Genomic DNA, 22,507 nt, shown 5'->3' on the forward strand with positions numbered 1-22,507 from the left:
GGGGTGTTGTGGCACCCGGCGCTGTCAGTCCGCGTCATGCGTCCGCTGCCGTGACGTTCGGCGTTGCGACGCCCGTCGCAGTGAGGGCCGCCTCCGGGGGGAGGGCTTGGCCGCGGGTGAACTCCGCGGTGAAGGCGGCGTCGCCCAAGGCGGCTTGAGCCGCAACCGTGGCGCGGTCCGCGTCGCCGCGTTCGGCGGCGGGGCGCGGCGCGCCCGCCGCCGCGCGGGCCGCCGTGGCGGAGCCGAGCAGCAGTGCGGCGGTCCTCGGCCGTCCGCCGAGAGCCTCCGCCCCGGCCAGCCCCTCCAGCGCCAGTGCCAGTGCGCGCGGGTCGCCGGTCGTACGGGCAGCCGCGAGGCCCGCCAGTTGCCGGTCGCGGGCGGCCACCGCGTCGCCGCGCTGTTCGGCGACGAAGCCCAGCTCGGCGAGGACCAGCGCGTTCGCGTCGTCGAGCCCGATCCGCCGGTGCCATTCCAGGACGCCGCGCAGGTGCTCCTCGGCCAGATCGAGCAGCCCCTCGCGCCGGGCGCCGAGTCCGAGTCCCAGCAGGGCGTTGAACTCACCCGCACGGAAGCCCTGTTCGGAGGCGAGCCGCCGTGCGTGCTCATGGTGCTCGCGGGCCGCGTCGTGGTCCCCGGTCAGCAGCGCGATCCGGCCGAGTCCGGAAAGCAGGTCGACGGCGAGAGTGGACAGCCGCAGGTGTTCAGCCTTGCGCAGCCCTTCGCGGTACAGGCGTTCGGCGTGCTCGTAGTCGCCCCGGATCTCGGCGAGTGAGGCGAGCGGGTAGACGGTCCACAACCGGCCGCTCTCGTCTCCTGCTTCGCGGAAGAGTTCGGCGCTGCGGGTGCCGTCCCGTCCCGCGCCGTCCAGGTCGCCCCGGAGCAGCCGCTGTATGGAGCGGTCGCTGAGCGCGGCGGCGGTGCCCCATCGGTCGCCGAGGGTGCGGAAGTCGTCCAGGGCGAGGGCGGTGAGCCGCTCTCCCTCCAGCAGGCCGCCGGTGCCGCACAGGGCGTGGGAGAGGAACCACCGGGCCTGGGCCAGCCCTGCCGGGTCGTCCAGTTCCTCGTACGGGGCGAGGGCGGCCTCGATCCGCCCCGGACGGTCGGCGCCGTCGCCCGCCAGGATGCTGATGCCGGTGTGCCAGGCGCCGACCCGGGCGCGCAGCTGTGTGCGCGCCGGGGTGTCGGCCCCCTCGGTGCCTGCGGCGGCGGCCCCCGTATCGAGGGACAGCGCCGCGGTCAGCGAGCGGCGGGCCTCGCCGAGCCGTCCGCGCAGCCCCCAGTACCAGCTGAGCGCCGCGACCAGGCGCAGCGCGGCGGACGCGTCGGCGCCGCGCACCGCGGTGTCCAGGGCGGCGCGGAGGTTCGCCGCTTCGGCGTCCAGCCGCTCCAGCCACAGGTGCTGGTCGGGTCCGCGCAGCGCGGGCTCGGCCCGCTCGGCGAACGCGACATGGTGGGCGAGGTGCCGCGCCCGTACGGTCTCCAGCTCACCGGCCTCCCGCATGCGGTCCGTGCAGTAGGCGGCGACGGACTCCAGCAGGCGGTAGCGCGGCCCGTCCCCCGGGTGGGGCCCGGAGACGGCGACCACCAGGGAGCGGTCCACCAGGCGTACCAGCAGATCCGGCACATCGTGGGCCGCCAAGCCCCCGCCTGCGCACACCGCTTCGGCCGCCTGCAGGGTGCAGCCCTCCGCGTGGACGGCGAGCCTGCGCAACACCGTGCGCTCCGGCTCGCCGAGCAGTTCCCAGCTCCAGTCGATCATCGCGCGGAGCGTCTGCTGCCGGGCGGGGGCGCCGCGTTGCCCCTGGCCCGGCAGCCGGAAGCGGTCGTCCAGCCGCGTGAGCAACTCCCTTATGCCCAGGGCGCGTACGCGGGTGGCGGCGAGCTCCAGGGCGAGCGGGATGCCGTCGAGGCGGCGGCAGACGGCCCGTACGGTCTCGGCGCCGTCCGCGTCCGCCGTGAATCCCGGGGAGGCGGCGGCGCGCGCGAGGAACAGTTCGACCGCGCTGTCCGGCGCCAGCGGCGGGACGGACCACAGCGTTTCACCCGCCAGCGCCAGCGCTTCCTGACTGGTCGTCAAGATGTGGAGTCCCGGCGCCGACCGCAGCAGCAGCTCGACCAACGAGGCGGCCTGTTCGACCAGATGCTCGCAGTTGTCGAGGACGAGCAGCAGTCGCGTCTCGCGCAGCGCCTCCGCCAACCGGTCGGCCACCTCAGGCTGTTCATCCTGCGGCAGTACGCCCCACGCGCCGTCGTCGCGTACGCCCAGCGCGGCGCACACCACCTCGGCCAGTTCCGCCAGTCCCGCGTGCTCACCTCCGAGGCCCGCCAGTTCGATCAGCCACACGCCGTCCGGGAAGGTGCCGGTCAGTTCGTCGGCGGCGGCCGTCGCCAGTCGTGTCTTGCCTACCCCGCCGGGCCCGGTGAGCGTGACCAGGCGCCGCGTCTCGACCAGCTTCCGCACCTCGACGACGGCCTCCGCACGGCCCACCAGCTCCGTGAGCGGGGCGGGCAGCCGGTGTACGGGCCGTGTGGCGCGCGCCGGTGCGGGAAGCGGTGCGGGCGCCGCAGCAGGCCGAGTCGCGGACGCGGGAACGGCGGACTGCGGGGCGGACGCCGCGTCCGCCTCCGTGCCGGGCTCGGTGTCCGTCCCCGGCCTCGCGCCCGCCTCCGTGGCGGCGTCCGCGTCCAGCGTCGGGTCCTGGGCCAGAATCGCCCGTTGCAGGGTTACCAGTTCCGGGCTCGGATCGAGTCCCAGATCCTCCGCAAGCCGCGCCCGCAGTTCCTCGTATCCGGCAAGCGCCTCGCTCTGCCGCCCGGCCCGGTACAGCGCGCGCAGCTGTACGGACCGCAGCCGCTCGCGCAGCGGGTGCCGGGTGATCAGTTCCGCGAGTGCGCCGGCGAGCGCGCCGTGCTCGCCGAGCCGGAGCCGGGCCTCGGCGTGATCCTCCAGCGCGCCCAGCCGCTCCTCCTCCAGCCGGTCGGCGGCGGCACGGGCGAACGGTTCCCCCGCGAAGTCCGCGAACGCGGGCCCGCGCCACAGCGCCAGCGCGTCGGCCAGCAGCGCGGCCCGTACGGCCGGATCGGTGCCCGCCCGCGCCCGTGCGGTCAGCTCCGCGAAGCGGCCGGAGTCGACCGTGCCGGGCGCGGCCGCCAGCAGGTATCCGGGCGCCTGCGAAACCACCAGCCCCCGGCCGCCCGGCTCCGCCTCCTCCAGCGCCCGGCGCAGCTGGGACGCCTTCGCCTGGAGCGCCCGCGTCGGGTTCGACGGGGGCCGTTCGCCCCACAGGTCATCGATCAGCCGGTGCGCGGAGACCGGACGGCCCTCCTCCACCAGCAGCGACGCCAGGAGTGCGCGGACCTTCAGCTCGGGGATCGTGACCGGCTGCCCGTCCGCCGTCCACACGCCTACCGGCCCCAGCACCCCGAATCGCATGGCGTCACCGTAACGCGCTCCGAACACGGCCATAACCGCAGCCGAGCCGTACGCGAAGCGCCCGCGGTCAATGTGGCTCCTGTCCGGAACAGCACGGACCCTCACGAGATCACGAGATCACGAGATCAGGAACAGGGAGCACATCATGGGCAAGCTCAGCGGCAAGACGGCACTGGTCACCGGCGGCAGCCGCGGCATCGGGCGGAGCATCGCGGAACGACTGGGCTCCGAGGGCGCGCTGGTCGCCGTGCACTACGCGTTCAACGAGCAGGCCGCGAAGGAGACGGTGACCGCCATCGAGCAGGCGGGCGGCCGGGCCTTCTCGCTCCGTACGGAGCTGGGAGTCCCGGGTGACGCCGAGGCGCTCTGGGCGGCCTTCGACGAGGGCATCGGCGAGTTCACCGGCGCTGCGGGTACGGGAGCAGGGCCGGGAGCCGATGCGGATGCCGGTACGGGGGAGGGCGGCGGCCTGGACATTCTTGTCAACAACGCGGGCGTCGCGGGCCACGGGCTGATCCACGAGGTGGAGGAGGCGGACTTCGACCGGGTCTTCGCCGTCAACGCCAAAGCACCGTTCTTCGTCATCAAGCACGGGCTGAAGCGGCTGCGCGACGGCGGCCGGATCATCAACATCTCCTCCGGCGTCACCAAGGTCGCCTTCCCCGGCATGACCTCGTACGCCGCGAGCAAGGGCGCCGTCGAGGTGCTCACGCTGACCCTCGCCCAGACGCTGGGGGAACGCGGCATCACGGTCAACGCGGTCTCGCCCGGCACCATCGAGACGGACATCCACCCGTGGATGGCGGACCCGGACGCGAAGGCGCACGCCGCGTCGTTCTCGGTCTTCAACCGGGTCGGTCAGCCCGCAGACGTCGCCGACGTCGTCGGCTTCCTGGCCTCACCCGACGCCCGCTGGGTGACCGGCCAGAACATCGACGTCAGCGGGGGGTCCGGCCTCGGGCTCTGAGAGCCGCACCCCCGCGCGCCGGAAGCCGCCCTGTCCCGTGCCCGGCCGCTGCCCCGTCCTGACACCCGAGGGAGACCCCGTCATGCCCCACACACTGCTCGTCCTCGCCCACCCGCGCCGTGACTCGCTCACCGCCCAGGTCGCGGGCCGCCTGCACCGCAGGCTGACCGACGAGGGGCACACCGTCGACCTGCTCGACCTCTACGCCGAGGATTTCGACCCCCGCCTCCACCCGGCAGACGAGCCCGACTGGGAGGACCGCGACAAGACCTACTCCCCGGAGGTACGGGCCCACATGCGCCGGATAGAGGCGGCGGACGATCTCGTGGTGGTCTTCCCTGTCTGGTGGTTCGCCGCACCCGCGATCCTCAAGGGCTGGATCGACCGGGTGTGGAACTACGGCTTCGCCTACGGGCGCGGCAAGCCCCGGCTGGCCGCCAAACGGATGGTGTGGCTCGGCCTGGCGGGCGGCCCCAGCGCGGACTACGCCGGCAGCGGTCTGGATGTGGCGATGGAACACCAACTGCGCAAGGGGGTGTCGGAGTTCTGCGGCATCACGGCGTCGTCGGTACGGCTGCTGCACGACACCGAACTCTCCGGCGTACCGAAGGCCCAGCGGGCCGCCCGGGTCCGCGACGTGTTCGCGGCCGCGGACGCCGCACTGACGTCCTTCCACGCCTCGGCCCTCGAGCCGGCGAACACCTGAACAGCCGCCACAGGGGGCGGGACGGCATCGCCGTCCCGCCCCCTGTGCGTGCCATGGGTCTCCCCTGTGCGGGGGAGGAGCACTGGCCGAAGTCATCCACAGGGTGATGTGCGAGGGGTGTGACGGCGCGCACGCTCGTGTCCATGAACGAAACGACGCTGCGGGACGCGGCGGATCACCGGAGAACGATGATGACGGTGACGGCGGGAACCGCGACCGCGCTGTGGGCGCTGGTCTTCGCCGGGTTCCACGTGCACTGGGCGGTGGGCGGTGACCTGGGCCTGGGGGACGGGAAGGCGGCGACGGACAGCCTCACCGGGGCCTTCCTCGTCTACGACCTGGTGGTGGCCGCGATGTGCCTGGCGGGGGCGGGAGTCGCACTCGAACTGCGCCGCGCCGACGGCCGCAGCGTGGTGCCGCGATGGGTGCTGCTGACGGCGGCATGGGCGGCGACGCTGCTGCTCCTGGCACGCGGCGGGATCGGCGTGGCCGATGACGTGCTGCGCTCCACCGGCGCGCTCACCAACGGCCTCAGCGGTATGACGACCGCACAGGTCTACGGAGAGGCCGACCCGTCGGCGTACACGCTCTGGTCGATGCGGGCCGTGGACGCGTACTTCGTGATCGGCGGCGTGCTCTTCGGCACGGCCCTGCGCGGTCGCCTGCGCCAGCGAACCACCGCGCCCACACTCCGCACCCGGGCGGCCCGCCCTTCCACGCACACCGCCTGACCAGACGGCGGCTGCGCCGGACAACGGGCACCGGGTGCGGGTGACGGGGGGAAGGGGCTGGTACGGCCGTGGCCGTACCAGCCCCTTCACACGCCCCCTGCGGCCCGGCTCTCCGCGGTTCCATGTCGCGCCTCGCGCTGCTCTGCCGTCGCGGCGAGCACTTCGCCGGGCTGGGCGCGGCGGCGTGGGAGTCCTCCGGCGCCCTGCCTCGTCTCGTCCGGGGCCGGGCGGCGGTGCGGGTTCGGCCGGTGCGGCACCGTCGGGCCGCGATTCGGCGGTGTTCGCCGCCGCGCCGGGAGGATCCGCCTCGGGTACCTCCGCGCGGCGCGGTTTCGGGGCAGCAGTGAGGGTGAGGGCGGGGCAACGCGGAAGGGGCCGGGACGGCCGTGGCCGTCCCGGCCCCTTGGGCGGGCGTTGCGGATCTGCTCAGCGGGTCTCCGCCGAGGCTGCCACCGGCGGCGCCGGGTTCCCGTTCTCGGCAAGGACCGGGGCGCTCGCCGCCGCGGGCTCCGCGTCGGTGCCGTCCGCCGCCGCGGGCTCCGCGTCGGCGCCGATCGCCGGCACCTGCCGCAGCAGTACCACCGCCACCCCCACCGCCGCCAGGGCGAGACCCGCGCTGACCAGCGCGCCCGCGTGGAAGCCCGTGGTGAACGCTTCACGTGCCGCGACCAGCAGTTCGTCGCCGAGTCCGCCCGGCAGCGAGTCCGCAGCCGCCGTCGCTCCGCCGATCGTGTCGCGGGCCGCCTCCGCCGCCTCGGCGGGTATCCCGGCGGGGGCGTGCGCCGCCAGCTCGTCCCGGTAGACGGCGACCGAGACGCTGCCGGTGCCCGCGATTCCCAGGGCCAGTCCCAGGTCGTACGCGGTCTGCCCGGTGGCCGCCGCAGAACCGGCCTTCGCGGGCGGGGCGGAGCCGACGGCGAGCGCCGTGCCCAGCACGCTGATCGGTGCGACGCCGAACATGATGAGGGCGAGCCCCAATGAGGCGAGCCGGCTGCCTGCGTCGCCGCTCCCGGCGATCGCGGACATCCAGAAGCCGGGCAGTGTGAACAGCACCCCGGCGATGATCACGTACGCCGGACGGATGCGCCGCGCCAGTACGGGCGTCAGCTGTGAGCCGAGGATCAGCGCCGCCGCGCCGGGCAGCAGCCACAGACCGGCCGCGAGCGGCGAAAGCCCGCCGATGACCAGCAGATACTGCGGGACGAGGTACTCGACGCCGTTCAGCGCCATCATGCCCAGCAGCAGCGTCAGCAGCGCCCCGGTGAACGCCCGGTTGGCGAAGAGCCGCAGGTCCAGCAGCGGATGGGTCAGCCCGCGCTGGCGGCGTACGAAGAGGACCGCTCCGAGCGTACCGACCGCGAACGCCACCAGCTGCTGCGCTCCGGCACCGTACTCGGCGAACCTCTTGATGCCGTACACGACCGGCAGGATGCCCAGCAGGAACAGCAGCACGCTGGCCGGGTCGAGCCGGCCCGCGTCAGGGTCGCGGTACTCGGGGAGCAGCAGCGGGGCCGCGACCAGGACCGGCAGCATCACCGGGACGCCCAGCAGGAACACCGACCCCCACCAGAAGCTGTCGAGCAGCAGACCGCCGACGACCGGCCCGATGGCGATGCCCGCCGACAGTGCGGTGACCCACATGGCGATGGCCGTGGCCCGCTGCCTGGCGTCGGTGAACATGTGGCTGATCAGCGCCAGCGTCGAAGGCAGTACGGCGGCCCCGGCGACGCCCAGCGCGGCACGGGCCGCGATCAGCATGCCGGGGCTGGTGGCGTACGCGGCGAGCAGCGAGGCGGCGATCACCCCGGCCGAGCCCGCCATCAGCAGTCTGCGACGGCCGACGCGGTCGCCGAGGGTGCCCATGATGACCAGGAATCCGGCGGTCATGAAGCCGTACATGTCGGTTGTCCACAGCAGTTCGCTGCTGCTGGGTTCGAGGTCGGCGGTCAGATAGGGGGTCGCCAGCCACAGCACGCCGAGGTCGGCCGTCATCAGGGTGACGGGCAGCAGGAGCAGGGCGAGGCCCAGCCACTGGCGCGGGCCCGCCGCGCGGCGGACGGGGGCTGGTGCGGGTCCTGCGGGGGCGGGGCCGGGGGCGGTTTCGGATGCGGAAGTCATGGGGGAACTGTGCGGACCACCCCTTCGGGTGGGGCTCGGGCGGAGTTACGGCGCCGTTCGGCAGCTGTTCCGCCGCCCGTCCCTGCTGCCCGTGACGCTTGTTCCTCGCCTCCCGCACCCCTACCGCGACAGCGGTGAGCCGCACACACCGGCACCGGGCGCTCCTGTGTAAGGAACTGACACACGCTCATAGTGGTGAGAAGATGCTCACGGCCCGTGAGGAAGACGAGTTCCCTTCGAACAGTTCGGGGCCGCGAGTAGAAGGAAGAGTCTGTGATGGACGGTATCTGCTTAGAGCAGGAGAACCTGCTCACCTTATGTGCGCTCCACCACGAGAGCGCGACGCTGGACTGGCAGTTGGTCGCCCGGGTGTGCCAGTCGCGGGCGGGCCTGGAGGCCATGCTGGCCGGTGACATCCCCGAGGAGTCCGCAGCGGCGCGCAAGAGCCTGCCGGTACTACGAGGCGCACTCACCTCCGGCGGTCTGGATGCGGCACGATCCCGCGTCGCCGGTGAGGTGGAGGCCGCCGGCTTGGCGGGGGCCCGGATGGTGACCGTGCTGGACGACGCCTACCCGGCGAACCTGCGGCCGGTGCCGAACCTGCCGCCGTTCCTCTTCCACCGCGGCCCCCTCCAAGCGCGGGATGTCCGGTCGGTCGCCGTGGTCGGCACCCGCGATGCGAGCGCGGACGGGCTCAGCCGCGCGGCGCGGATGGCCGAGGGCCTGACCCAGGAAGACGTCGTCGTCGTCAGCGGCCTCGCTAAGGGAATCGACGCCGCCGCACACCAGGCCACCCTGGACGTCGGCGGCCGTACCGTCGCGGTGATGGGCACGGGGATCGCCGCCCCGGTCTACCCGGCGCAGAACCGGCCCCTCGCCGACCGCATCCTGAGCCAAGGCGGCGCGCTGGTCTCGCAGTTCTGGCCCACCAGCTCCCCCGCACGCTGGACCTTCCCCCGACGGAACGTGGTCACCTCCGGCTACACCAGGGGCAGCGTCGTCATCGAGGCGTCCAGCACCTCGGGCGCGAAGATGCAGGCCCGGATCGCGGCCGAGCACGGCAAACAGGTCTTCCTCCTGCGCTCTCTGATCGCCGCACAGCCATGGGCGGCGAAGATGATCGACCAGAAGAAGGCCGTCGAAGTCACCGAACTCGACGACGTCCTGCGTCACCTCGGCCGCCCGGAACCGCAGCACCCGACCGGGCAGCAGCAGATCCAGTTAGCCCTGGCGGGCGTGTGAGCCGACCTCGCTTACCCGAACCGCTGGGATTCCCCGGCTGCTTACAGTGCCCCTACCAGGCGGGCGGCACCCCGCCGATATGCGGGGACTGCGCCGCCCAGACGCTGTTACCGATCGGTAAGGGTTCTTGCCCGGTGTGCAGCCAGGAGCAGTCGCCAGGACAGAAGTGCCGGAACGATCTCTGCAGCTGGAGCCCGGGCACCGGCCGCCGCCAGCGCAGCATCACCCGTATCCATGCCGTAGCCCGGTGCCCGCGGAACAGCACCTTCTCCAGCTGGCTGCGCTTCTACAAGGCCGACCAGTGGCGCACCCCCATAGTGCAGATTTTCGGCCGCCTCCTGATCAGGTGGATGGAGACCCATCCGGAGTTCCTCGACGGCATCGACCTCGTCGCCGCCAACCCGACACCCCCTGACCGCACGCCGATCCGCCACATCGAAGCGATAGTGGCAGCGGCCCGCGTCGCGGACACCGCCCGGCGCTGGCCGATCCCCCAAGATCCCGTCCTTCTCAAGAGCGCGACCACCCGAGAGTCCAAGGACCAGACGTCGTGGGGGAAGGAGCAGGCGGCCTGGGACCACGCCCAGACCGTCCACAGCAGCGGACACCACGAGATCACCGACCAGCGCATCCTGCTCATCGACGACGTGTGCACCACCGGCCACCAGCTCAACTACGTCGCCAGCCGCCTGCTGAAGGACGGCGCGGCCGAGGTGCACGGCCTGGTACTGGGCCGCATCTCCTGGGACACCCTCTGACCCCAGCGGGCCCCGCTCCGCCGCGCTCCCCAAGTGCGGGGTTCCTGCACTGGGCTGTGGGCACCCGTCGACCGACCGCCGATGTGGTGCTTCGTCCCGCGGACCGAGGCCGGTTGTGACCGGCTGTGCTCTGTCGGCGGTCGACTGCATCCGGCAGGGTGGGAGCGGTCCAGACGCTCAGCGGGAGGGGACACGCGATGGCATAGCAGGACCGTACTCAACCGACGCACGTCCTGCGGGAGCTGCCCGAGCCGGAGGACAGCGGATTCGGTTGGGGATCAACGACGGCGGTACCAGCGCGGCGGCTGTGATGCTCGCCGACACCCTTGACCCGGGTGATCCCGAATCGTGCATCGGCCACGCGGCTGCGGCCTACCCTGAGGACGCCGTCCTGCCGCCACCGCAGGGCTATGGACGTACTCCGTGTACTGGGACCTGCCGGAACTCGCCTTCGCGATCAGCGATGCGATGCAATCACCGACATCGTGATCCCGAGAAGCGCGTAAACGTGCAGGCGTGAGACGCGTGCAGGCGTCAGGAATTCGATCCAGCCTTCGAGCTGGATTTCTGCGTCGGCTTCTTGGCAGTCTTCTTCTGCGCCTGCTTGGCCTCCTGCTTGCGGGCGCGGACCTTCTGCAGCGAGTCCGGCCCGGTGATGTCGGCCACCGAAAGATACGTGCCCTGCTCGCCGTACTCCCCCGCCGCCTCCCGCCAGCCCTGGGGCCGCACTCCGAACTGCTTGCCCAGCAGCGCGGCGAAGATCTGCGCCTTCTGCTTGCCGAAGCCCGGCAGTTCGTGCAGCCGCCGCACCAGTTCGGTGCCGCTCGACGCGTCCTGCCACACCGCGCGGGGATCGCCGTCGTAGTGCTCCACGAGGTGCGCGCACAGCTGTTGCACCCGTTTGGCCATCGACCCCGGAAAGCGGTGCACGGCGGGCTTCTCGGAGAGCAGCGCGGCGAAGTCCTCGGGCGGGTAGGCGGCGATCTCCTGCGCGTCGAGGGCGTCCCGGTCCATGCGCTGCGCGATCGTGTAGGGCCCGGAGAACGCCCATTCCATGGGGACCTGCTGGTCCAGCAGGGAGCCGACCAGCAGGGCCAGCGGGTCGCGTTGCAGCAGTTCGTCTGCCTCCGGCTGCTGGGCGAGGCGAACGGTGTTGTCCATCCCCCGATGATGCTTCCGGTACGGCGGCGCCGCATGCGGGCCGGGGCCGTACGGGGGATGGCTCGCGCGCCCCGAACACGGCCGTCGCACCCCTGCCGCTACCCCCACCTGCGCGCACTGTCCAAGCGGCAGGGTGTTGCCTACGGTTGGGCGATCGGCGGCACCTACCGTGCCGCGAGGGAACCCTGCGGGAGGGCAAGTGGAGCCTGAACTGGTGACACTGACGACGACGGCGGCGACGACGCTGGTCGGCCTGATGGTCACGGACTCCTGGAACCGCGCCAGGGAGCGCGTCGTCGCTTTCCTCGCACGTGGCGACGACGCCCGAACCCCTGCCGTCGAGGAGGACCTGGAGGTCGTACGGGTGGAACTGACCGAGGCCGTGGACTCCGGCGAGGAACCGGTGCTCGCGGACGCCGAGGCCGGGTGGCGGACCCGGCTGCGGCGGGTGCTGGCGGCGGACCCCGAAGCGGCGGCGGAGCTGCGGGCGCTGCTGGACGAGCTGGCCCCGCTCGCCGCCGGGTCCGAGGGGCGCGGCACGGTGCACAACGTGATCGGCGGCGGGACGCAGGAGTCGGTCATCCAGGGGCGGGACTTCTCCCACCTGACGATCCACACACACGGTAGGCCGGGCACACCGGGTACGCCCGGCCGCCCGTAGACCCGGCGGTCGCGTCCCACCGCGGCTCTCCTCTCACTCCGCACCCGCTGGTGCCGGGCGAGCACCGCCGGTTACGGTGACGGGCACACGCCGAGCTCCGGCGCGCGCGCCCCCGCGTGCGAGCGCCGCGTGCGGCGGTCGGCAGCGCACCCCCAGGACTGGAGCGATTGTGAACGACGCGCACACGGACGGACTCCCGGGCACTATCGACGCCAGCGTCCCGCACTCCGCCCGCATCTGGAACTACTGGCTCGGCGGCCAGGACAACTTCCCGGCCGACCGTGAGGCGGGCGACGCCTACCGGGAGTCGTTCCCCGGCATCGAGGACCTCGCCCGCACCGCCCGGCACTTCCTGGCCCGCACCATTCGCCACCTCGCGGGCGACGCCGGCGTCCGCCAGTTCCTCGACGTCGGCACCGGGCTGCCCACGGTCGACAACACCCACGAGGTCGCCCAGCGTGTCGCCCCGGAGTCCCGGATCGTCTACGTGGACAACGATCCGCTGGTCCTCGTCCACGCCAACGCGCTGCTCACCAGCCATCCCGACGGCGTGACGGACTACATCAGTGCCGACCTCCACGACCCCGCGGCGATCCTCGCCGGGGCGCGCGAGACCCTCGATCTCACCCAGCCCGTCGCCCTCATCCTCAGCGGGGTCATGGGCCATGTCGCCGACGACGGGGAGGCCCGCGAGACCGTCCAGCAGTTGATGGCCGGGCTCCCCTCCGGCAGCTACCTCTCGCACAGCGACGGCGTGGACGAGAACCCGGAGAACACCGCCGCCCAGGACGACTACAACGACTCCGGCGCCATCCCCTACGTGCTGCGCACACCCGAGCGGCTGCTCACCTTCTACGACGGGCTGGAGTTCGTCGACCCGGGCCTCGTACGCGTCACCCACTGGCGCCCGGAGACCGACCCCGCTCTCGCGCCGGTGGTCGCCCAGTTCGGCGCTGTGGCCCGCAAGCCGTAGGCGCTGCGGAGGGGTTCGCCCCCTGCCGAGGGTTCGCCCCTGCCCAGCGGCTCACGTCCGGACCTCGGCTGCCCCGAAGCCGTCCGAGACGAGGCGCGACGCCCAGCGCCGCAGCGCCTCGTCCACCGGCGGGTGCCTCAGGCCCGACGCGCGCGCCAAGGCGTCGGCGGAGGCGGTGTCATAGCGCTCCTCGGTGAGGAACGAGAGCGTTTCCGGGTCCGCACCGGTCAGGCCGCGGGGCAGGCGCCGCACCAGGCCGACGGGGAGCAGCAGCCGTGGCGCGCGGACGTCCAGGTGGTCGGCCAGCAGGGCGACCAGGTCCGGCAGGCAGGGCGTCGCCGGATCGAGAACGGTATGGAGGCGGACAGGACCCCCGTCCCGTTCGGGGACGGTCACCAGGAACCTGGCCAGGTAGTCGATCGCCACCACCGGTACGAAGGTGCGCCGGCTCCCGGCCAGCGCGGGCAGTCGGCCTTTCCACAACTGCTCGACGAGGCCCGCGAGTCCGATGTACTGCGCGGCCTCTCCGGTGACCGAGTGCCCGATCACCGTGCTGGGGTTGACCACAGTCAGGGGTACGCCGAGTTCCGGCGCGGTGACGCGCACCGCAGCGTCGCCCTCCGCCTTGGATGCCTCGTAGGCGCCCAACCGGGTGTAGACGGCCCGGGATTCAGCCGACGGCAGCGGGTACCGGGGGCGCCTGTCGTGGCCGACCCGGTAGCCCGAGAGGTGAACAAGCCTCCGCAGACGCGGCAGGGTTGCCGCCCAGTGCAGTACGTGCAGCGCTCCGTCCACGTTCGCGGCTCGCGCCTCCTCGACGGGGAGGCCGAACCCATAGCGCCCGGCGACGTTGAACACGTCGCGGACATTCTCGAGTCGGGCCGCGTCCGCCGGGGCGAGGCCGAGGCCGGGCCGGGTGAGGTCGGCAGCCACCGTCAGCATGGCGCCGTCGTCCACATCGTGCCCGCGCAGCCACTCACGCAGTCCGCCGTCGCGTCGGTCCCCGCCGCGCACCGCGGCGGCGACCGGCACTCCGCCGGTGAGGAGTTCGCGTACCAGCCAGCGCCCCAGGAAGCCGGTGGCCCCGAGTACCAGGCTGTGCGCCGACCGCCCTCCGGTGATCCCCTTGCTCATCTGAACTCCCCACATGTAGACCAGTCTGCATATTTTCGAATCCGCCTTCCGCTGACGAGCGAGGTGGTCGCCGCCAGTCAGCCGGCGAGCAGCAACTCCACGGCCCGCGCGGCCTGGCCGAGCGGCACCAGGCTGTGCTGGACGCGAGCGAGCAGTACCGCACCCTCCACCTGCGCCAGCACCGCACCGGCGGTTGCCTCCGCCGCCGCGCGGGACCGCCCCTCGTCGACCAGCCGGTCGGCCAGCGCGCCCTGCCACCGCTCGTACGCCTCGGTGCAGACGCGCCGCAGTTCCTCGTTGCCCCCGGCGACTTCCAGTGCCACGGTCGCGAGGGGGCAGCCCTTGCCGTACTCGGAGCGCTCCATCCGGTCGGCGAAGATGCCGAGCAGCCGATGGATGATCACCGCTGCGGAGGCCCGGTCGGCGCTCAGCGACTCGATCAGGTCGCCGACCTCCTGGCCGCTCTGGGTCAGGGCCGCGCTGACCAGTTCGTCCTTGCCGGACGGGAAGTGGAAGTACAGCGAGCCGCGCGGCGTACCGCTCTCGGCCAGCACCTGGTTCAGCCCCGTGCCGAAGTAGCCCTGCGCCTCGACCAGTGTGCGCGTGGCGGCGATCAGCCGGGCGCGCGTCTCCTCACCCTTGACACCCATGAAGTGATAATAGACCAGTCGCTATATTTTCGAGGCGGTGGGCCGGCCTTCCGAACAGGGCGCTAAGGGGACCGCTGCCAGACCGGTTCCAAGCCGCGCAGTTCATCCCGGAGTTGCCGGACCCGGCTGAAGAAGGCGGTGGGGTCGTTGTCGAGTTGGCGCAGCATCTCGCCGTAGAGCAGGCAGGCGTCCTCGGGCATCGCGTAGGCGCACTCGTGCCCGGAGCAGGTGCGCCATGACGACGGACGGGGTGTGAGACCGGCTCCGCACCGGGGGCAGGCGATCATGGCGCCGGCTTGCTGGTGCCGCATGGGTAGCAGATGTACCAGCCGTCCTGGGTACGGGTCATCCGGCCGCCGCATTTCTCGCACGTCATGGGAGCCGCCTCCTGAGCCGTGGGATCCATGTGGCCTGCCCGCAATCTACCGGTGCCCCGCCCCCACACGGCAGGGCGGCCGCCACCCCGCTGTGGTCAACCCGGGGAAGGCCGCTTCGCAGTGCCTTGCTGCCGTGCTCGGGTCGCACCCCGTTTCGGGTCTACGCGCCGGAGCTTGGTCCAGCCGGTCCAGCCTCGCTGCTTCAGCAGCTCGACCAGTCGAAGGGCGGGCGGCGCGGTGTCGAATGCCAGGGCGTCCATCAGCTGGACGAACGGTGGCTCGATGTCGGCATCGTCGACGTAGTCCTCGCCCTGCTCGTCGGCCATCCGCGTGATGTAGGCGGCCAGTTCGTCGGCCAGGCCGACCAGCTGCGGGTCGTCGTCGGTCCGATCGAGAGCCTGGCCCAGGGTGAGATAGAAGTCGACGAAGCGCGGGTCGGCGATCTGTCGCCGCTTACGTGCCATCCACTCCTGGACGCGCTCGGGTGAGTGCGCGGCCAGCGGAATCCAGCCGTCGCGTTCGAGCTGGATGATGCGCTCGTCGACCCCGAGCGCCCGCAGCCGGTCGAGAAACCCGACAACCTCCGGGGGCAGCACCAGATTGTCCCCGGCGGCGAGGCGGGCAAGCCGCTCGCGGTGCCGCTGCCGCTCCCGGATCTCCGCCCGCAGCCGCCTGTCGATGTCTGCGACCTGCGCGGCGAACTCCTCCTCGTCGGCCTGCAGCAGCTCTCGCACGCGCGCCAGCGGGACCCCGGCCTCGGCGAGGGTGCGGATCCTGATCAGCGCGACCACGGCGCCGGCGTCGTACCTCCGATAGCCGGAGTGGTCCCGCTCCGGCTCCGGCAGCAGCCCCTTGGCGTGGTAGTGCCTCACCGCGCGCACCGTCACGTGGGCGTACGACGCCAGCTCACCGATGGTCAGCATCGGACCAGTCTCCTATGAGCCGTTCAGGAAGTCGGCCCGCCGGCCGGGTGCGCGATCCGGATGATCTCGGCGATTTCCGGGGCGTGGGTGAAGACCAGCCGGTGATCGGCGTCGAGCCAGGACGTGGAGAGGTGCGGCCGCTCGCGGACGAGCCGGTCGATGCCGGCACGCCAGAGCTGGTTGTGCCGCGGTGCGCGCCCTTCACCGCCGTCGCCGGCGATCGAGGTGGACATGATCATGCTGATGGGGTGACCGATCCTCCGGTACCGGTCGAGGATTTTCGACCGGACCACATCCATCTCGAGGTTCAGGCCGTGGATGTCCTGTGCGGTGAGCAACACCTGACGCGCGGAGCCCCCGGCCCGCTCGGCCTCCTGCCGTGTCGCCAGCTCCTCCGCCATTGCGCGGAACTCCGCCAGGTCGGCGTCGGTGATGAACGGTTCGGGCAGCGGGTTCGCCCCGTCGATGAGGACGAGCCCGGCGACGGCGTCAGGATGCTCGGAGGCATAGTGAACGGCCAGGTCCGCGCCCAGTGAGTAGCCCACGAGCACGGGTGCCGAGGGCAGGCCGAGGCGTCCCAGCTCCGCCAGCACGGCGACGAGATCGCTCAGAAACGTGTCGAAGGAGTACTGGCCGTCAGCGGCCGAGGCCAGGCCATGGCCCCTGAGGTCGAAGGTCACCACGTCGTGGTCGTGCCGCAGCAGCCCGGCCAGCTCATGAAGATCGGCCTGTGTCGAGTTCAGCCCAGGGCACAGGACCAGCGGTCGTCCCCGGCCGCCGCGGGACACCGGGATCGTGACGCCGCCGTGGTGGACGGTGAAGTGCCGTACCGGCTTTCTCGTAGTCATGCCCGCCATGCTGAAAGGTTGACCCTGCGGCAGGGTCAACCGTCGCGGCCACGCGACACGTCCACACCGGCGGACGGACGGGCGGCCCGTCAGGGGTGCCACACGGCGGCAAGCGGACGCGTACGCGCACGACAATGCTCGTCGGGGCCGGCTGCGGACGACCGGAGGCGGTCACCGCGGCGGCGCCCCGATCCGGTGCCCGCTGATCAGCGCCATCACCGCGTCCAACGAGCTGCCCACGGGAGACGACAGCGCCGCCGTCTACGACCGACTGCTGTGCGCGAAGGACGCCCAGGAGGAGGCAGAGCGGGCAGCGGGCGCCGTGGCCGAAGCGCTTCGGCGGGCCGCCGACGCCGCGGACCAAGACGGCGCCGTCCCCGAGGAGACCGCCGCCGCCGTACAGCAGGCGATCGAGGAGGCCGAGGCCGCCGACGTTGCCCAGCAGGGTGCTCTGGACTCCGCGCAGGCTCTGGCGGCAGCGGCGCTGGGTGGCCGCGCAGCCGCCGCCCGGACGGCCCCGGGCGGGGACGCCGCCTCCGCTGCCCAGCAGGCCGCTGATGACGCGGCCCAGGCCCCCACGGCGGCGAGCCCGGATGTCCGTGCGGCCACCCGGGCCGCGGCGGCGAAGGCCGCTGCGCAGGCACGGGAGGAGGCCGCGTTGATGCGCGCCTGGGGAGTGGCCCCGGACGCGCTGGAACGGATGCCGTTCGACCAGCGCGCGCGGCTCGCCGACCGGCTGCGCGTCGGCCGTCTGGGGCGATTCGCCGAACTCGTCGGACGATTCCGGCAGATGGCCACCGGCGAGCGCACCCGCAAGGTCGAGCACGCCTCCGGCGAGCTGGTCGGGATCACCCTCGGCGATGACCTCTCCCGGGTCGTCCCCTCCGAACTCGCCACCCTCGGCGTACCGGTGATGCGCTCCGTGTTCGCCGCGAGGTTCGCCGAGGCGCGGCTGATGCTCTACGACAGCCGCGGCGAGCAGAACACCGGGAAGGGCGCCGTCATCGCGTGCGTGGACTGCTCGTACTCCATGAACGAGCCCGGCCCCGGCGGGATCACCGGGGAGGCTTGGGCCAAAGCGTGCGCCCTGGCGCTGCTCGACCAGGCCCGCACCGCGAGAGGCGACTTCGTGGGCATCCTGTTCTCCTCCGCCGACCAGGTGAAGGTGTGCCGCTTCCCGGCCGGCGAACCGCACGCAATCGCCGATGTGCTGTATTTCGCCGAGCACTGCTTCGCAGGCGGCACCGACTACCAGGCGCCGCTGTCGGCAGCCGTCGCGCTGCTCGACGAGGAGTTCAACACCGACGGCCGCCAGCGCGGCGACATCGTGATGATCACCGACGGGGTGTGCGAGGTCGCCGAGGAGTGGATGCGTGGCTGGAACGACGCCAAGCACCGACTCGGCTTCCGCTGCTTCGGCATCGCCGTCGGCGCCCCCCAAGCCGCACAGCCCGGCTCGGTCCTGGACGCGCTGAGCGACAACCTCCGCACCATCGAAGACCTGAGCGACACCCGCACCGCCGCCGACATCTTCCGGGTCATCTGACGACCTGGTGCACGACAGCGAGGGGAATCCCATGGGCTGGGGTGCGGGGCGGGTTCTGCGAAACCGCAATGCGGGGTTGTATCTGACCGGTGTGGTGGTTTCGGGGTTCGGCAGCTCGGCCATGGGCCTGGCAGCGGGTGTGTGGGTCAAGTCGCTCACCGGATCGGACAGTCTCGCCGCACTGACCACGTTCTGTGTATGGGCGCCTGTGCTGGCCGGCCCCCTGATCGGCACGCTGGCCGACCGGACGCGTCGGTGGCCGCTGCTGATCTGGACCAACCTGCTCATGGCTGTTCTGCTACTGACCTTGCTCGCCGTGCGCTCAAGCGACGGGGTCTGGATACTGTTCGCCGTTCTGACGCTGTACGGCGTCAGCGCCGTCCTGACGGATGCGGCGGAGGCCGCCCTTGTGGTCCATGCGCTGCCCAGCGATCTGCGCGGCGATTTCAACGGACTGCGCATGACAGCCAACGAGGGCATGAAACTCATCGCCCCGCTCATCGGTGCGGGTCTGTTCGTGCAGTTCGGCGGCCCGGCCGTAGCCCTGCTCGACGCGGTGACGTTCGCACTCGCCGCCGGGGCCTTCGCCTTGATGCGCGTCTCCGAACCCGTACCGCAGTCAGCCGACGGCCGGCGGTGGACCAGACAAGTGGTCGAGGGGGCCCACTGGTTGAGCCGTCACGCCGAGCTGCGCAGCCTGGTCGGGGCCGGAGCAGTCACCATGTGCGTGGCCGGGCTCAACGGTGCGGCGGTCTATGCCGTGGTGGACATCGGCCTTGGCCAGTCACCGGCCTTCGCGGGCGTGCTGTACGCGGTGCAGGGCGGCGGATCCGTCCTGAGCGGTGTGGCTGCCGGCGCGCTGCTGCGCCGCATGCATGAACGGGTGTTCGCGGCGGCGGGAATCACGCTGTTCGCGCTGGGGGTCGCCCTGCGGGCCGCGCCGTCGGTGCCACTTGCGCTGATCGCCAGCGCGATGATCGGCGCAGGTCTGCCGTGTGTGCTGATCGCGTCGATGACCGCAGTGCAGCGTGAGGTCCCGGACGTTCTCCTGGGACGTGTCGCCGCCACGGCCAACACCGTCCTCTTCGCCCCCAACGCACTGGCACTCGGCGCAGGCGCAGGACTGATCGCCCTCATGGACCACAGAATCCTGCTGCTCGCCGCCGGTGCCGTGGCGGCCTTGGCTGCGCTCGGCTGTCTCCTCAAGCCCAGCCCGCCGGAACGGCAGTAGCGGAACAGCTGCTCCGGTCGGGTCGGGATCTACCAGAGGAGCCTCTACGGCCCTCGGCTGTCCATGAGGCCCTGGTTGGGCTCCTGGACGGGCTTGCGGCAGGCCGGTGCCGGTGAGGTGCCGGAATCCGGGGTGGGCGGGATGGGCGGTTCGCCGTCGAGGGCGAAGCAGAGCTGGGCGTGCAGCGCTTCCGCTTCGGCGGGCGAGAGGTGGAGGGCGAGGTCGCAGTCGAACTTGCCGTCCCGTTGCAGCCACAGGTGGAGGGCGTAGCGCCCGTCCGCCTGCCGCCGTACGGGCTTGCTGGGCACCCGGCGGACACACAGCCCGCGCGGGACACCGCTGGTGGCGGTCGCCATCAGGCCGCCACCTCCAGCGTGGCCAGCCGCTCATGCGCCAGGAGGTAGGGCCGTACGAGGGGGCTGGCGCCGTCGAGGGCCGGACCGTCGCCGTCCGGCGGTGGCAGCGTCCGTGCCCGCGCACGGTGCGGCTCGGGCCGCACCCACGGCGGTGCGGCGGCGCGTACGAGCAGCCGCCGCCCGGACGTGGTGCGGGGGCCCGCCTGCGCGAGCGGGTGCTCGCGGTGCCGCCCCGTCGCCGGGGCGAGCACGCGCAGAATGCGAGCGAGTGTTCGTTGCAGGATGGACCGGATACGGTGATTCACGTTGACGCTCCACATAAGCGTTGGCCATGCCCCGGGGTGCGGACACACCGCCGGGGCGCCTTGGATCTCCGACACCCCTGGGCCTCGGAGACAACCTCAACATAGCGTCAAAAGCGGTGCGAATACAACGTGTTGTATTGAGGTGTCGGGAGTGGCATATGCCGATCCCGAATCCATGGGAACCGTTACGTCAAGTCGCCGTATGCTCCAGCCTTGACGTGCGCCAGGAAGGCTCGGCAAGTTTCCGGTGCCGCTTTCACAATCATGTTCGGGTCGTCACTCTCCCGCATCATGATGTCGCCGCCCTGCCGGGCGAGTTCGAGACAATTACCGTCGGGCTGCTCGGAGAACGAGGATTTGCGCCAACGTATGTGCACTCTTCTCTCACCTTCAGAGTTGCTTGGCAGCGACGCGGATGAAATCACGTGAACCGTCCGGTCCAAGACAGCGCTGCTCCATGCGGTCCAGTACCGCGCGGTAGTTCGCGAGATGGGTCTCGGCATGCAGGAAGGACGAGCCCACGGGCGTGTCCGTCTGCACCGTATCGAGCTGGGTGACCGGCCCGCACGCGTAGAGAGTCGAGCCACCGGCAGTCGGGAAGCCGCCCGCTGCGAACGGCAGCAGGCGAACGGCCACATTGTCCCGGGTGGACTGTTCCAGCACGTGAGCCAGTTGAGCTCGACTCACCTGCCTGTCGCCGAACCGCATACGCAGTGCTGCCTCATGGATGATGAACGTGCACTGCGGTGCCCCCGGCCGGTCAAGTACCTCGCTGCGCCGCAGCCGGAAGGTGAGCTTGCGCTCGAAGTCCTCCGGCGCCAGAGCCGGCACTGCCTCCTCGAAGATGGCGCGGGTGTAGTCCTCGTGCTGAAGGAGTCCGGGCATGTGTGTGATCTGGGCCGCGCGGAGCGCCACCGCGCGATGCTCCAGCTCCGCGAGATCCAGCACTGCCGACACCAGCACATCCCGGTACTCGTCCCACCAGTTCGGAAGGGCAGCGCGCCGCTCTCGTGCCATCTCGACGAGCGCTTCGACGTAGTCGGGATCCGGGCACGAATAGTTGGCAGCCCACACGCGCACTCGGTCGGAGCTGACTCCGAAGCGACCGGATTCGATGTTGCTGACGGTCGTCCGGTCCGTGCGATGCATGTCGGCAGCTTCGGTCAGGGACAGCCCCACCCGCTCCCGCATCTTGCGCAGCTCCGCACCCAGCCGCCGCTGCCGCTCGGTCGGGGGCTTCCTCGCCGCCATCGGTCTCCCCCTCCGTCCACCACTCCGCGCCAGGGTATCCGTGCGGCTGGTCCGCTGGTGCCTGTGGCAGCGGAGAGCCCTCTGAGGGACTCCCGGTGGCCACAACCACCTCGTGGGGTGGAGGGATCCAGTTCCCTGGTTCCGGCCGTACTCCGGGCAGCCCTTCAGAGGGCTCTTACTACGCGACCGATTGTACTCTGCGTGACCCAAGCATCACCTTTCGGGCATGAGTCGACCCTCGCTTGGACGACGGAGGAGCAAGGATGAGCACGGTCCGCTGGGAAGGCGTCAAGCGCAGGGCGCAGGAGCGCCGGGTGGCCCTGGGGCTGCCAGTCCGCACCGCAGAGGAGAAGCAGGCCGCCATGGGCCGTCTCCATGCCAAGCTCCGGAGGGAGCAGCATCCGTTTCCGGATCTTGATCGGTCGATGGAATGACCACGTAAGCGTGCTGAAAGTGGTCATTCCATCGACCGACTCGGGTCACGAGCGGGGTCACGGGGTCAGGGTCTGGAACTCGCCGGTCTCCAGGGTGACGTCCAGGACGCCGACCGGGACGGGCTCGCCGAAGGCGCTGGTGCGCTCGTTCCGGTAGTCGCGGCTTCCGGCGGAGGGCTCGGTGAGCAGGACGCACTGGCCCTGCAAGGGATCGACGATGAGATACGCGGGTACCCCCCGGCGGCGTACACCTGGCGTTTGGCCTTGTAATCGCGGTCGACGCTGGTCCGGGAGACCACCTCGACCACCAGGGTCACCGCCCCCGAGGGGATCAGCCGCCCGGCTCCTCGCACCGCGCCGCGCTCGTACACGACGAGGTCCGGCTGCGGCTCGCTCGACTCCGCGGGGATCGCGATGTCCTGTGTCTGGACGCGATGCCACTGGGCACGGGGGATCTGGTCCATCAGGGACTCGACGATCCAGTTGAGGACCCGGTCGGGCCCAGCCATCATCAGGATCTCGCCCCTGATCAGCTCGGCCTTGAACCCTTCGGGGACGACGAGTTCCTCGAAGAAACGCAGTACGCGGTCGTCCAGTGTGGTCATGCCGCGCTCCTTCCGGACATCGCCGGTGGTGATGTGGCCAGGATGGACGGATCGCACGCGGAGACGCGGCCCCGCCCGGCGAGTGCCGGACGGGGGC

General features: G+C 71.7%; 22 protein-coding genes and 1 pseudogene. 10 read left to right on the forward strand and 13 right to left on the reverse strand.

Going from position 1 to position 22,507, the window contains the following annotated elements; translation table 11 throughout:
* Positions 1-34: 34 nt before the first annotated feature.
* Complete coding sequence (locus LHJ74_RS05690) at positions 35-3,433, reverse strand: AfsR/SARP family transcriptional regulator (protein WP_260216397.1); 3,399 nt, start codon at positions 3,431-3,433, stop codon at positions 35-37.
* 145 nt (positions 3,434-3,578) lie between these two features.
* Between LHJ74_RS05690 and LHJ74_RS05695 the strand changes: the two genes are divergently transcribed.
* The 3 genes from LHJ74_RS05695 (at position 3,579) to LHJ74_RS05705 (ending at position 5,837) form a co-directional block, all read left to right on the forward strand.
* Positions 3,579-4,400, forward strand: coding sequence for an SDR family oxidoreductase (locus LHJ74_RS05695; RefSeq protein WP_260216398.1), 822 nt, complete (start codon positions 3,579-3,581; stop codon positions 4,398-4,400).
* Positions 4,401-4,482: 82 nt separating this feature from the next.
* Positions 4,483-5,106, forward strand: coding sequence for an NAD(P)H oxidoreductase (locus LHJ74_RS05700; RefSeq protein WP_260216399.1), 624 nt, complete (start codon positions 4,483-4,485; stop codon positions 5,104-5,106).
* Positions 5,107-5,249: 143 nt separating this feature from the next.
* Positions 5,250-5,837 carry a DUF3995 domain-containing protein gene (locus LHJ74_RS05705; RefSeq protein WP_260216400.1) on the forward strand — a complete coding sequence of 196 codons (588 nt, stop codon included), beginning with the start codon at positions 5,250-5,252 and terminating at the stop codon, positions 5,835-5,837.
* Between the two features lie 426 nt (positions 5,838-6,263).
* Here the strand turns inward: LHJ74_RS05705 and LHJ74_RS05710 are convergent, their stop codons facing one another.
* Complete coding sequence (locus tag LHJ74_RS05710) at positions 6,264-7,955, reverse strand: MFS transporter (protein ID WP_375546664.1); 1,692 nt, start codon at positions 7,953-7,955, stop codon at positions 6,264-6,266.
* A gap of 276 nt (positions 7,956-8,231) precedes the next feature.
* Between LHJ74_RS05710 and LHJ74_RS05715 the strand changes: the two genes are divergently transcribed.
* Together LHJ74_RS05715 and LHJ74_RS05720 are read left to right on the forward strand one after the other, a co-directional pair.
* On the forward strand, positions 8,232-9,197 hold the full coding sequence (locus tag LHJ74_RS05715; protein ID WP_260216564.1) for a DNA-processing protein DprA: 966 nt from the start codon (positions 8,232-8,234) through the stop codon (positions 9,195-9,197).
* A gap of 134 nt (positions 9,198-9,331) precedes the next feature.
* Positions 9,332-9,955: a ComF family protein gene (locus LHJ74_RS05720; protein ID WP_260216401.1), complete on the forward strand. Its 624-nt coding sequence runs from the start codon at positions 9,332-9,334 to the stop codon at positions 9,953-9,955.
* Positions 9,956-10,489: 534 nt separating this feature from the next.
* On the opposite strand, the gene LHJ74_RS05725 is transcribed toward LHJ74_RS05720, so the two are convergent.
* The gene (locus tag LHJ74_RS05725; RefSeq protein ID WP_260216402.1) at positions 10,490-11,116 is read right to left on the reverse strand and encodes an HhH-GPD-type base excision DNA repair protein; all 627 of its coding nucleotides are present in this window, start codon (positions 11,114-11,116) and stop codon (positions 10,490-10,492) included.
* A 199-nt stretch (positions 11,117-11,315) separates the two neighbouring features.
* Here LHJ74_RS05725 and LHJ74_RS05730 point away from each other — a divergent pair, with 199 nt between their 5' ends.
* Both LHJ74_RS05730 and LHJ74_RS05735 read left to right on the forward strand, forming a co-directional pair.
* Positions 11,316-11,777 (forward strand): hypothetical protein, encoded by a 462-nt coding sequence (locus LHJ74_RS05730; protein ID WP_260216403.1) that lies wholly within the window; start codon positions 11,316-11,318, stop codon positions 11,775-11,777.
* A gap of 169 nt (positions 11,778-11,946) precedes the next feature.
* Positions 11,947-12,750 carry an SAM-dependent methyltransferase gene (locus LHJ74_RS05735; RefSeq protein ID WP_260216404.1) on the forward strand — a complete coding sequence of 268 codons (804 nt, stop codon included), beginning with the start codon at positions 11,947-11,949 and terminating at the stop codon, positions 12,748-12,750.
* 51 nt (positions 12,751-12,801) lie between these two features.
* Here the strand turns inward: LHJ74_RS05735 and LHJ74_RS05740 are convergent, their stop codons facing one another.
* The 5 genes from LHJ74_RS05740 to LHJ74_RS05760 all read right to left on the reverse strand — a co-directional run bounded on the left by LHJ74_RS05740 (position 12,802) and on the right by LHJ74_RS05760 (position 16,682).
* The gene (locus tag LHJ74_RS05740) at positions 12,802-13,884 is read right to left on the reverse strand and encodes an SDR family oxidoreductase (protein ID WP_260216405.1); all 1,083 of its coding nucleotides are present in this window, start codon (positions 13,882-13,884) and stop codon (positions 12,802-12,804) included.
* Positions 13,885-13,961: 77 nt separating this feature from the next.
* Positions 13,962-14,534, reverse strand: a complete 573-nt coding sequence (locus LHJ74_RS05745; RefSeq protein WP_260216406.1) for a TetR/AcrR family transcriptional regulator — start codon at positions 14,532-14,534, stop codon at positions 13,962-13,964.
* Between the two features lie 62 nt (positions 14,535-14,596).
* Positions 14,597-14,845 carry a hypothetical protein gene (locus tag LHJ74_RS05750; protein WP_260216407.1) on the reverse strand — a complete coding sequence of 83 codons (249 nt, stop codon included), beginning with the start codon at positions 14,843-14,845 and terminating at the stop codon, positions 14,597-14,599.
* Between the two features lie 161 nt (positions 14,846-15,006).
* A complete protein-coding gene (locus LHJ74_RS05755; RefSeq protein WP_260216408.1) occupies positions 15,007-15,834 on the reverse strand; it encodes a MerR family transcriptional regulator in 828 nt (275 codons plus the stop codon).
* A 23-nt stretch (positions 15,835-15,857) separates the two neighbouring features.
* Complete coding sequence (locus LHJ74_RS05760; RefSeq protein ID WP_260216409.1) at positions 15,858-16,682, reverse strand: alpha/beta fold hydrolase; 825 nt, start codon at positions 16,680-16,682, stop codon at positions 15,858-15,860.
* 400 nt (positions 16,683-17,082) lie between these two features.
* Here LHJ74_RS05760 and LHJ74_RS05765 point away from each other — a divergent pair.
* Together LHJ74_RS05765 and LHJ74_RS05770 are read left to right on the forward strand one after the other, a co-directional pair.
* Positions 17,083-18,228 (forward strand): annotated as a pseudogene (locus tag LHJ74_RS05765) (VWA domain-containing protein); the annotation flags it as partial.
* 31 nt (positions 18,229-18,259) lie between these two features.
* A complete protein-coding gene (locus LHJ74_RS05770) occupies positions 18,260-19,459 on the forward strand; it encodes an MFS transporter (protein WP_260216565.1) in 1,200 nt (399 codons plus the stop codon).
* A gap of 44 nt (positions 19,460-19,503) precedes the next feature.
* Here the strand turns inward: LHJ74_RS05770 and LHJ74_RS05775 are convergent, their stop codons facing one another.
* From LHJ74_RS05775 to LHJ74_RS05790, 4 genes are all read right to left on the reverse strand, one after another.
* On the reverse strand, positions 19,504-19,815 hold the full coding sequence (locus tag LHJ74_RS05775) for a thioredoxin domain-containing protein (protein WP_260216410.1): 312 nt from the start codon (positions 19,813-19,815) through the stop codon (positions 19,504-19,506).
* Positions 19,815-20,120, reverse strand: coding sequence for a hypothetical protein (locus LHJ74_RS05780; RefSeq protein ID WP_260216411.1), 306 nt, complete (start codon positions 20,118-20,120; stop codon positions 19,815-19,817). Before LHJ74_RS05780 ends, LHJ74_RS05775 begins: the two co-directional genes overlap by 1 nt.
* A 185-nt stretch (positions 20,121-20,305) precedes the next feature.
* Positions 20,306-20,623: a DUF397 domain-containing protein gene (locus LHJ74_RS05785; RefSeq protein ID WP_260216412.1), complete on the reverse strand. Its 318-nt coding sequence runs from the start codon at positions 20,621-20,623 to the stop codon at positions 20,306-20,308.
* A complete protein-coding gene (locus LHJ74_RS05790; protein WP_260216413.1) occupies positions 20,511-21,371 on the reverse strand; it encodes a Scr1 family TA system antitoxin-like transcriptional regulator in 861 nt (286 codons plus the stop codon). Before LHJ74_RS05790 ends, LHJ74_RS05785 begins: the two co-directional genes overlap by 113 nt.
* Before the next feature lie 263 nt (positions 21,372-21,634).
* Here LHJ74_RS05790 and LHJ74_RS05795 point away from each other — a divergent pair, with 263 nt between their 5' ends.
* Positions 21,635-21,805 carry a hypothetical protein gene (locus LHJ74_RS05795; protein WP_260216414.1) on the forward strand — a complete coding sequence of 57 codons (171 nt, stop codon included), beginning with the start codon at positions 21,635-21,637 and terminating at the stop codon, positions 21,803-21,805.
* A gap of 65 nt (positions 21,806-21,870) precedes the next feature.
* Here LHJ74_RS05795 and LHJ74_RS05800 read toward each other — a convergent pair whose 3' ends face one another.
* Positions 21,871-22,410 carry a Uma2 family endonuclease gene (locus tag LHJ74_RS05800; RefSeq protein WP_311203260.1) on the reverse strand — a complete coding sequence of 180 codons (540 nt, stop codon included), beginning with the start codon at positions 22,408-22,410 and terminating at the stop codon, positions 21,871-21,873.
* Positions 22,411-22,507 lie beyond the last annotated feature (97 nt).

The sequence above is a fragment of the Streptomyces gossypii genome, assembly GCF_025165795.1.
Lineage (GTDB): Bacteria > Actinomycetota > Actinomycetes > Streptomycetales > Streptomycetaceae > Streptomyces > Streptomyces gossypii.

Coding starts and splice junctions, on each gene's coding strand:
- LHJ74_RS05690 (WP_260216397.1), bottom strand. CDS start 3,433: ATGCGATTCGGGGTGCTGGGGCCGGTAGGCGTGTGGACGGCGGACGGG.
- LHJ74_RS05695 (WP_260216398.1), top strand. CDS start 3,579: ATGGGCAAGCTCAGCGGCAAGACGGCACTGGTCACCGGCGGCAGCCGC.
- LHJ74_RS05700 (WP_260216399.1), top strand. CDS start 4,483: ATGCCCCACACACTGCTCGTCCTCGCCCACCCGCGCCGTGACTCGCTC.
- LHJ74_RS05705 (WP_260216400.1), top strand. CDS start 5,250: ATGAACGAAACGACGCTGCGGGACGCGGCGGATCACCGGAGAACGATG.
- LHJ74_RS05710 (WP_375546664.1), bottom strand. CDS start 7,955: ATGACTTCCGCATCCGAAACCGCCCCCGGCCCCGCCCCCGCAGGACCC.
- LHJ74_RS05715 (WP_260216564.1), top strand. CDS start 8,232: ATGGACGGTATCTGCTTAGAGCAGGAGAACCTGCTCACCTTATGTGCG.
- LHJ74_RS05725 (WP_260216402.1), bottom strand. CDS start 11,116: ATGGACAACACCGTTCGCCTCGCCCAGCAGCCGGAGGCAGACGAACTG.
- LHJ74_RS05740 (WP_260216405.1), bottom strand. CDS start 13,884: ATGAGCAAGGGGATCACCGGAGGGCGGTCGGCGCACAGCCTGGTACTC.
- LHJ74_RS05745 (WP_260216406.1), bottom strand. CDS start 14,534: ATGGGTGTCAAGGGTGAGGAGACGCGCGCCCGGCTGATCGCCGCCACG.
- LHJ74_RS05750 (WP_260216407.1), bottom strand. CDS start 14,845: ATGCGGCACCAGCAAGCCGGCGCCATGATCGCCTGCCCCCGGTGCGGA.
- LHJ74_RS05755 (WP_260216408.1), bottom strand. CDS start 15,834: ATGCTGACCATCGGTGAGCTGGCGTCGTACGCCCACGTGACGGTGCGC.
- LHJ74_RS05760 (WP_260216409.1), bottom strand. CDS start 16,682: ATGACTACGAGAAAGCCGGTACGGCACTTCACCGTCCACCACGGCGGC.
- LHJ74_RS05770 (WP_260216565.1), top strand. CDS start 18,260: ATGGGCTGGGGTGCGGGGCGGGTTCTGCGAAACCGCAATGCGGGGTTG.
- LHJ74_RS05775 (WP_260216410.1), bottom strand. CDS start 19,815: ATGGCGACCGCCACCAGCGGTGTCCCGCGCGGGCTGTGTGTCCGCCGG.
- LHJ74_RS05785 (WP_260216412.1), bottom strand. CDS start 20,623: ATGCCGAGACCCATCTCGCGAACTACCGCGCGGTACTGGACCGCATGG.
- LHJ74_RS05790 (WP_260216413.1), bottom strand. CDS start 21,371: ATGGCGGCGAGGAAGCCCCCGACCGAGCGGCAGCGGCGGCTGGGTGCG.
- LHJ74_RS05795 (WP_260216414.1), top strand. CDS start 21,635: ATGAGCACGGTCCGCTGGGAAGGCGTCAAGCGCAGGGCGCAGGAGCGC.
- LHJ74_RS05800 (WP_311203260.1), bottom strand. CDS start 22,410: ATGACCACACTGGACGACCGCGTACTGCGTTTCTTCGAGGAACTCGTC.